This window comes from Carboxylicivirga litoralis (assembly GCF_025499605.1).
Classification (GTDB): domain Bacteria; phylum Bacteroidota; class Bacteroidia; order Bacteroidales; family Marinilabiliaceae; genus Carboxylicivirga; species Carboxylicivirga litoralis.
Window position 1 is genome coordinate 1 of sequence record NZ_JAFMVC010000078.1, and the last position, 2,288, is coordinate 2,288.

Annotated in this window: 3 protein-coding genes; all 3 read right to left on the reverse strand. The window is 36.7% G+C overall.

Annotated features, from left to right (window positions below):
* Positions 1 to 237 precede the first annotated feature (237 nt).
* Complete coding sequence (locus tag J1N10_RS20705) at positions 238 to 663, reverse strand: hypothetical protein (RefSeq protein WP_262328637.1); 426 nt, start codon at positions 661 to 663, stop codon at positions 238 to 240.
* A gap of 318 nt (positions 664 to 981) precedes the next feature.
* Entirely contained in the window at positions 982 to 1,917 is a 936-nt protein-coding gene (locus tag J1N10_RS20710; protein ID WP_262328638.1) for a BsuBI/PstI family type II restriction endonuclease, read from the reverse strand.
* On the reverse strand, positions 1,865 to 2,288 hold a 424-nt coding region (locus J1N10_RS20715), incomplete at its 5' end, for a hypothetical protein (RefSeq protein WP_262328639.1). The genes J1N10_RS20715 and J1N10_RS20710, both read right to left, overlap by 53 nt.

Below are 2,288 nucleotides of genomic sequence, written 5' to 3' on the forward strand. Positions count from 1 at the left end.
CTTTACGCCATTGCCTTGAGGCGGTTCTCCCAACTGCCAAATACCTGCTTCTTTATTAGCTACTACGATATTGCGTCATATGAGGGCTAACGGTTCGGCCATATGAAGTGGCACTGGTGCGTGTGGTATATTCGCTTTCTTAATTTTGCCTCAGCTGGCGCGGGAGCTGAACTTCCAAATCTCGCCAAAGCCAGGGCTACTTTATGATGGCTTGTTGTGGTGCGTTTTATTTTTATTTTAGAAGTCAGCCCAATCGTAATGTTTTACAATTCTTTCTGTTTTGTTTTTGTCTATAAATAGTCGCTTTACCCATTCATAGAAATTTTTGGGTGGGACTTTTGATGGGTTATAATTACATATCCTACACCGCATCGTCTGGACTTCTATGTCATATGATGAGTATTTACTTCCATGGTGTTCAATGTCAATATCACTAAAGAATTTATTCGAACCACACCTTTCGCAAGATTTACTTTCTTTTTCATACGAAAGTTTTGTCTTAAAATAGCTGGCTAATTGCTCTTTTGACATACTTCTATGTGCAATTTCTTTCTTTAGTTCTTCTTTTGAATAAGCTAACAAACTTTGATATTGATAACCAGTGTAGATAGCTAACTCATGGTCTGTTAAACCTTTTATGAAAGTATTAAATACATCTGCCATGAATTATCTTTTTCGTTGAATTTCAAATTATTGATTGCTTCTGTGGAATATGGGCAATGCACCACAACGGTGCATGTATGAGTAGTGCCGAATTTCGAAGCACTTTCGTATCAAGATACGATGAAATTTGACACGAGAGCAAATGTTTAAATTACCCACTTTACTCGGCATTACTTATACATATTGTTGTGTTTTAGTGCTTTATCCTCCGCAGTCTGTCCGCGCAATAGGGCAGCCATACTCTTTGACAAGTTTTGGTCTGTGCGCTGGCTTTTTCGAGCGACTTGGCAATGTGTATGGTTGCGAAGGGCTGGCATATTATCTCGGCCCTAAAAATCTGTCACCGTTAAAGTGAATCATGTGTTCAGGGAAATCCATTATCCAAACTTCTGTATCCCAAGCAATGTCATTGGTGTGTTTCTTAAACTCTGAAAAGTCAGGGAATGCAGAAACATATATTTTACCCGCTTTGCAATCTTTTAGGAAATCTTCAAGTTCAACAATCCGTTTTGGCGACATCGGACCATGTGATGTAACCGCTTCAATCAAGTATAACCAATTTTTATTCTCGTCATAAATTACTACATCAGGTAATTTACTATGTTCTGTAATCGGAATACCAATACTTTCAAGCTTTTCCTTTTCTATGTGCAAATCTTTGTTTTCAGTATCTCCAACGTAGAGCAATATTGAACCTTGTGCAAACCTTGAAGCAAATTCTTCCACTATTGCAGCCTGAACCTCATTGTGTTTTCCTGGTGATAACATCAACACCTTTCCATTTGCAAGTTTCAAAGGAACTCTTGACATTTCTCTTTCCTTGCTATACTTTTCTTTTAACACCCCGATTTGGGATTTAAAGTTTGTAACCGCGGTCTTCCAACCTCTTGTTCTGTATGCTTTTATTGTCTCCAATGCGATTTCAGATACTGCGTAATGTGCTCTTGGGCTATTTACTGGTAAATCAGGAATATCAGGATTGTAATCGGCAATACCAGCCTGTACAAATTGATGAAGTACTTGTCTTCTAAAAGTTTCACGGGTGTTTGGAGCATATTCCTTCTCGTAATTCTCAGAAATAAAAGTCATTATTCCTTTTGTTACTCCGTGACTTTGCTTAAATGCTTTAGACCATTTGTCCTTTTCTTTGATATTACACAGTGCTAAAAGTGTATAACCAGATATTTCATTTTGTTGAGCATCAGGCAACCCCAACTCTTTCAAAATTGCTTGAGCTTCTTGTATTTTTGACATAAATATTTTCTAAAAGTACTTCACTAATTATTTTATCAATCTCTTGTTTATTATGGTTTTGTGATTGTTTAACTTTATTTCCAATAACCTCAATATCTTTAAGTGGCGGCATTTTAATTTGTTTTAATTCCGATGCACCAACTTGGGTATTGCCATTAAAGGTTCTAAAAAACGTATCAAATAAACTACTGCTATAAAGGGCAGAAATTCCCCAAATCTCATTATCATTTAAATCTCCATTTGGTCGATGGATATAGTTGATATGATTTTCTATACCTACCATTTCTGTATCAATACTTTGAGCGAAGTAAGGACAGCAAACCAAACGGCTTTTATCGTCTTTTGAGCTAAAACGTCTTAGGAAAATGTAG